The sequence below is a fragment of the uncultured Thiodictyon sp. genome (genome assembly GCA_903837595.1).
Taxonomy (GTDB): domain Bacteria; phylum Pseudomonadota; class Gammaproteobacteria; order Chromatiales; family Chromatiaceae; genus Thiodictyon.
The window spans coordinates 1-6535 of record CAILVI010000296.1; the positions used below are offsets into that span (position 1 = coordinate 1).

The window sequence follows — 6535 nt, forward strand, 5'->3', positions numbered from 1 at the left end:
CCCTCATGATCGATTATCTCGGGACCGGGGGCATGCTGGCCGCAAGCGTGCCGGCGATCGCGCTGATGTTGCTCTACGGTTCGGCGATCACCGCGACCAGCCTCGCTGGTCGGCTCCAGGGCGGGGACCACCTCAACGAGAAGGTCGTCTCACCGGATGTGGTGGCGCCGGGAGCGGCACTGTCGATGCAGGCGCTGCAGGATCATGGCTCCGTGCGAGGCACCGCGGCGCCGGGGGCGGAGAATGTGACCTGGACCGCGAATGTTGGCCAGGACACGCAACGCGAGTTGAAGTCCAGTCAGCAGGCCAGCGCGCGGGCGAGTGTGGGATTCGGCAATGCGCTGGGGAGTGCCGCCAGTGCGACCGGTTCACGCAGCGGTGAGAGCTTTGATTCACAATGAGTCAACCCGTCTGACCCGCTCCGCCGACGACGTACTCTCTGCCTCACGCAGCCTTGATCGCGCCGAGTCGATGTCCGCACGGTTTGGCACGCTCGGCTCATTCAACGGCGTCCACACCGGTGCGGCGCTTGCCGAACCCCAAAACCATGCGTACATGGAACGTATGCAACGGCAAATCGATCGTTTTGGCCTGGGCGGGGATCAGCAACGCGAAGAACAGCGCCTGCTGCGCGGCGGTGCCACCGCCGACCCGGAACAGGCGCGCGGGATAGCGGGGATGGGCCTGCTGCTCGGGCACACCGATGGTGATCGCGTCCACCGCATGACGGCCGACGAACGGACCGCCGCCAAAGAGGCTGGCATGGAAATCCTGGGCGGGGCCTTCAACTTCCAAACGCCTCAGGGGATCAATCCTGGCCGCAATGCCGATTTAGAAGGGTCGGCACCAACCTTTGGACGCGCACGGGCGGCCGTCGATGGGGCTGGGCTGCGTGACGTCCGACCGGACGCGGCAGGTCTTCAGGACCAACTCGCGGAGCACCGCGCAGGCGTTGAACATAACGGCGGCCTCGGTGCCGTCGATCAGTTCGTCGCCCAAGGTCAGCAAGGATTGGCGGGCTTCAGGACGAGCGGGCAGACGGCCCTGCGTGGCGAAAAAGGGACTAACCTCGGCGCAACCATCGCGCAACACGCCATGTTGCCTCGCCCTGCGGCGCAACTTTCCCAGAACCATGCCGGCGGACTCGCCATTCAAGTCGCAGAAGCGTTGGCCTTGACAGACGCTGGCGTGAGCGGCTTGGCGCGCGAGTCGATGGCCGGTCTGAAGGCATTTGGAACGTCGTTGGCGGACGGCAAAGGACTCGCGGAATCGATCGCCGCCGGCAAGGCGGCGGCCGGCAGCGAACCGGGTTGGTCCGGTGCGAGGGCGACGATGGTCAGCGCACGCACGGATCAGGTGTCTCATTACGGATTGACGGCGGCGCAAACGACGCTCTATCGGGAAGCGACCGGCTCGCTGCTGGCTGATTTTCCGAGTGCCGCCCAACAAACGGCCCGGCAGGCGGTCATCAACGAGGCGGGGCCCGGGCTTGGGGGGCATGTTGCTGAGTTGATCGAGCGCTCGGCGTCCTCCCGCGACGACAGCGATTTGCGCCTGATCGGGGCGTTCAACGAACAGACACAAGGTGCGCTCGGTTCCGCTCAAAAAAAAGTGACGGGGCGCAGCTAGGAGGCCGGAGCGAACACGAAGGGTTGTTGGCTGCGCCGCTGTCCTTGCGAGCACACTTTAGCGATGTCGAGCGCGAACATGGATTGCCGGCCGGGATGTTGACCGCCATCGCCTCGGTCGAGAGCCACTTCAACCCGAACGCCGTGTCCGAGGCTGGCGCGCAAGGCATGTTCCAAATCATGCCAACGACCGCCGCCGCGCTTGGCGTCGCAAACCCTTTTGATCCGCGCGAGGCGGCTGAAGGCGCGGCGAAGCACCTCGCGAGGGATTTTCAACAATTCGGTAACTGGAATCATGCCATTATGGCCTATAACGCAGGGCCTCAACGGATTGAAAATTATCTGGCAGGGCGAGGTAAACCGTTGAAGCAGGAAACGGTGGATTACCTGCCAAAAGTGACGGACGCTTTCCGGCGCGTGGATCTGGAGACTGGGCGGGATGCCGGACAGCCTCCGCGAAGGGCACAAAGAGGTTAACGCTGATCGATGCGTCGATCGCCGCACGTAGGCGATTGAGACCAGGCGGACTTGCCCAGAACCTGCTCCCCCGAAACCGGTGGGCTGACAAGAGGAAACCAAATCATGCGCAATTTCACCCGCCGCTTCGGCCGCGGCCTCCGCACCATGCCTCGCCGGATACGATGGATGCTCATGGCGCCTGTCACATTCATCGCATTGCTCATCTTCGACGCCAGAATGGCGATCTCCGCTTTCTTGGTGGTGCTCGGGTGGCTTATGGTTCGTGAACTATTTTGTGCTCCACATATCAACCACCATGGAAATGATGAACGTTTCAACAACGCCACTCTTTGGAACCATGACGACATTGGCGATGTTACTATTAATCCGGCAACCGGATTTATCATGAATGGAATAACTGATGGAGGCGGCAATATCTACGGGCACGGAGATAACGACCATTGATGACTCAAGCGTCAGGCTAGAAATCACCCTCCGCTGGAGGATTTATGTGAGGATGGGACATCACCGACCTGAGCCCGCGCGCAGGTAAGGAGCCCGTAGGGCGACTGTGGTCGCACCCCCTGCCGCGTAGCCAATTTCGTCGTCCTTCGCAGGTTTGGTGCCCCATCGGCTTTTCTTGCTCTCAAAGGACAGCGCGATCATCAAGACGCTGATGCAGGTGCCGGGGTCCCAAGCAAAAATCACCCGTTGTGGCCGTTAGAGTATGCGCTAAGAACTTAAAATTATTAGCATATTCAGAGACTCCTCCGACCTTTTCAGCGACTGCGTCAGCACCCTCTGGCCGGAACACTGACCCAGGCCCAGCGCCTGACTCGGACAGGCGAGCAGCCACGGCCAAACGTCCCCAAAAAGAGACGTAGTCGCAATCTGACCACAACGCCCACACCTACGTGGTTCGCGATCACTGGCGCAGTTCCCCCTCTACGTACGCAGCAACTTCGCCACGGTCACCTCTAGGACCCGACACGGACCCACTGTCCTCCCGTTCACCCGTACTCCGCTTGCTCGCATCGTCGCGCATGGCGATCTTTTCCATTGCCGCTCTCGGCTTGGGTCGGCAAGAGTACACGTCCTTCGCAGCACGAGACCCGATTGGAGAATCCTCGCTGTTCAACTGTATAGTCGCTCCACAGGAAGCACCCACCCTCTGCCTGACGTCGAGTTGTCAGACTGCCCCATGTGACGCGCCTTCGATTCGTTCTTGTTCCCCCTCAAAGAGACCCGGTCTTATGAGAAAACTCAAGCGAGTTTCGCTATTAACGCGATCCAACAGTCATGTGCTTCCAGTCGGTCAAAACGTCTTGCTGGGGACCGATGGCTACGAGTCCGCGTATGAACGCGGAACCGAGGCAGGGACACAATTTGTCACATCGCTCCGATTCAGGAAAGCGAGCGGGCAAATCATCGTCCCCAGCGAATTCGGACGGATTATCGAACGCTCCATGATCCGGTGGGATGCCGCCGGTGGCAGCGAGATGTCGGTACAACCCCTCGCACAGCGCACCGCAGAGTTTGAGACCGTACGCGGGGAGATGTATGGATTCTCCGCAGGACTCATAGCCGCGTTTTAACACCGTCGCGCGGGCCGGAACATCCGGTCCGCACCCCCACATTTTTTCGGCATCGGCATCGGCAGCACGCAGGACTGATCAGTCGCCGAATGACGCAATGTTGCCGGAGCGGACTGCCGCTGTGACGGCCATGCTGCCTCGAGCCTGCTTGGCGATCTATCAGCCACCACGAAGCCCAAGCCGAAGTACGGTCCCGTTGCACCAGGACCTGTCAGCGACCGTGCCTCACGCCGCCCTGTCAAGCCGCACAGGTGCCGTCAACCAGCATCAACCACCGTCCTTCTTCCCACGCTAGCCGCGGCAACTGACGAACCCATAGCATTGATATAAAAGGCGTCGGTTGCTCAAAATGCGAGGTTCTTGTCAGTCTGTCCCTGGCTGCTCCTAGAGTAAGGCATGTACCCGCAAAAGGCGCAGGTGTATGGTTTCATACGCCACACCATGGGCTTGGCCGATGATGGCGAGGGTGTCGCCGGCGAGCCAGCGCTGGTAGGTCTCGGCGAACTCCGCGCCCAGTACCGCAGAGACACGGGCAAGGTTCGCTGCCGCGTCGGGGTCGCTGCGTTTGGCTACGCTCCGTTGGCAATACACCTGTTCGTGACAGGCCGGACAGCCACGGGCGGTGCCTCGCAGTCGGTGCGTTTGCGACGGCCCAGGGGCGTGATCAGCAAGGCGCGTGACGGCCGCGCTCTACACCCTGCGGTGCTCTGAGCAGTGGCAGGCAGCGCAGGCGTCGGGGTGCATGCGGGCTGGTGGCGCCTAGGGCCGTGATGGGCGGCGCCGCATGCACCAGGCCGCACCGGCGCACGCTTCCGGACTGGCCCCGCTCGGAGCGGGGCAGGCGCGTGACTGCGAGCCGTCATTGGGTCCGAAGATGGCCAGGATGGCGACCGGTCTGCTGGCAGGGACGCCAAGGCCGCTGGGAGTGAGCCGGCGTAGCCATGGCCCACCGTCAGGTGTGGCCAAGGCGAAGCGTCGAGGGCCTTGGCCGCAGGCAGCAGTGCCGAGCGCGGTCGCGGGAGCTTGCGCCAGGGACAGGGCTGCTCTCGTCACGAGGCGACCTTTGCCCCGCAGATTCCAATGGTAGGCAAAAACCTATCGCCGCAGTCGGACATAACCATTGGAGGCTCGACGGCGCGGTCTGTATCTTCGCAACCATCGGCACAGCAAAGGATCGTTGGATCGCCCCCCACGGTACAACAGACCTCTGAATGTGCTAAACACTAACGGTACACGAGCCATCTAAAGCAAGGTGAATATCATGAGTGACCAAGAACTTACTATGCGCAGCAACCATGCCATCTGGCTCGCCATTGGAATCATGTTGGCCCCCTTGGTCCCCTACGCCCTGAGCGGCACCGGCGTCTAACCCCCGATCACACGCGAACTTAAGGTAAACATCATGAGTGACCAAGACCTCAGTACCCGCAGCAACCATGCCATGTGGCTCGCAATCGGAATCATGTTGGCCCCCCTGGTCCCCTACGCCCTGAGCGGCACCGGCGGCTGACCGCTGATCACATGCAAACGAAACGTCAAGATGGTCGCGGCCCCGCCTTGAGCGGGGCCGTGACCTCATACGTCATTCCTCGTACAACCCCTCACACTCCCCTATTCTGCATGACTGCGGCCTAAGCGCAGCACCTTCAATTTAGCCTGTTGCCTTGAGCTGTCCGCAGCGGCAGCCGATGGCCGCTGGATGATCGAAATAGCTCAGAGACTGCCCGCCGCAGACAGCGAACCCGGTAACCGGCAGGACGCTCATGTAACGGACGCGCAAAAAACCGTCGACAGTCGGCTGGTACGACGATCGGCGGCTGTGAAGAGTGCCCTCCCTGGCTGAAATTCCTTCAGTAGAGCAGCGTCCGCCGTCAATCCGGTTGAGCCCGCGTACTCCACACGTATTCCTGCTGCTGCCCCTGGGGCCTCGAGTCCATCGAACTGCCCGTTGTGCATCCTGCTCCCTGTCGCGCGGTCCTACGGTCCCTGTCACGGCGTCCTTGTCGCACCCTGACCACGCCCGGTCTCCTGTGTCCGGTCCTGTTTGCGTCCCTTCGATGGTTGGCAGGATAGAGTGGCAGACGGTTGCCGAACAGGGCGTCAGTGCCCGTAGCGACGGTTGAAAACTCCGCACACGGCGTAGGACGTTGCTGACGCACGCTCAGTCAGGACCCGCTCCGGCGCTATCCCCGCGCGATCAGTAAGACGCGTGACGGCCGCGCTCCGCCGACCCTGGCGGCGGCCCGGTCCGGCGCGAGCGCTCTCCCCCACCGGCCGCGTACCATCAGCCAGCCCTGACCGTCGGCAACGCCCCCCACTGGGTGGTTAAGGCCATCGACTGTCGCGCGGCTCGCCGCCGCCAGTGGGGGTCCCCACCAGTTGACCGGCGAAGCGCAGCGTATCGCGCCCATAGCGCCGGTTGACCGCGTCCAGCATGGCCATCCGGTCGCGGGACCGGTCATCGTCCGTCGCGCCGGCAAACAGGTCGGTTGGCGCCTGCGCCGCTGGGACCACATCCGGCAACAAGACGCCGGCCTTGCGGTAGGCATCACCGAGGCGAAAGAGCCGCCCGACGCCCTGGGTCGCGTGCCGGATCAGGGTTCCGCTGTCCTGGGTCGGCGTGGGGAACGCGACGGTCAGCGCATTGGCGTAGCTGTAGCGACCTGCAAACATCCGCGGCCCGACTTGCAAACATCGCGATTTTCGACCCGGATTAACTGCAAATAACGAGGGTCCCGGACCCGGATTATTTGCAAATGAGCCGACATTATACGTCTCTCATGTGAGATCCCGGTTTAGTCGCGGCGGGTAACCTGCCGAGATTTTTGGTAAACTCCCCTCATGCTGGACTAC

Annotated in this window: 7 protein-coding genes and 1 pseudogene; 4 read left to right on the forward strand and 4 right to left on the reverse strand. The window is 62.3% G+C overall.

Annotated features, from left to right (window positions below):
* Positions 1-401 (forward strand): annotated as a pseudogene (locus QZY44_RS16385) (TraG domain-containing protein); the annotation flags it as partial.
* A gap of 97 nt (positions 402-498) precedes the next feature.
* Here QZY44_RS16385 and QZY44_RS16390 read toward each other — a convergent pair.
* Together QZY44_RS16390 and QZY44_RS16395 are read right to left on the reverse strand one after the other, a co-directional pair.
* On the reverse strand, positions 499-795 hold the full coding sequence (locus QZY44_RS16390) for a hypothetical protein (RefSeq protein WP_295448360.1): 297 nt from the start codon (positions 793-795) through the stop codon (positions 499-501).
* Positions 796-831: 36 nt separating this feature from the next.
* Positions 832-1092, reverse strand: a complete 261-nt coding sequence (locus tag QZY44_RS16395) for a hypothetical protein (RefSeq protein ID WP_295448363.1) — start codon at positions 1090-1092, stop codon at positions 832-834.
* Between the two features lie 120 nt (positions 1093-1212).
* Here QZY44_RS16395 and QZY44_RS16400 point away from each other — a divergent pair, with 120 nt between their 5' ends.
* The 3 genes from QZY44_RS16400 (at position 1213) to QZY44_RS16410 (ending at position 2552) form a co-directional block, all read left to right on the forward strand.
* A complete protein-coding gene (locus QZY44_RS16400; protein WP_295448366.1) occupies positions 1213-1629 on the forward strand; it encodes a hypothetical protein in 417 nt (138 codons plus the stop codon).
* An 83-nt stretch (positions 1630-1712) separates the two neighbouring features.
* A complete protein-coding gene (locus QZY44_RS16405) occupies positions 1713-2105 on the forward strand; it encodes a lytic transglycosylase domain-containing protein (RefSeq protein ID WP_365304609.1) in 393 nt (130 codons plus the stop codon).
* A gap of 105 nt (positions 2106-2210) precedes the next feature.
* A complete protein-coding gene (locus QZY44_RS16410; protein WP_295448369.1) occupies positions 2211-2552 on the forward strand; it encodes a hypothetical protein in 342 nt (113 codons plus the stop codon).
* Positions 2553-4066: 1514 nt separating this feature from the next.
* Here the strand turns inward: QZY44_RS16410 and QZY44_RS16415 are convergent.
* Positions 4067-4273: a hypothetical protein gene (locus QZY44_RS16415; RefSeq protein ID WP_295448371.1), complete on the reverse strand. Its 207-nt coding sequence runs from the start codon at positions 4271-4273 to the stop codon at positions 4067-4069.
* 1734 nt (positions 4274-6007) lie between these two features.
* Positions 6008-6355, reverse strand: a complete 348-nt coding sequence (locus tag QZY44_RS16420; protein ID WP_295448375.1) for a DUF4113 domain-containing protein — start codon at positions 6353-6355, stop codon at positions 6008-6010.
* Between the last annotated feature and the right edge of the window lie 180 nt (positions 6356-6535).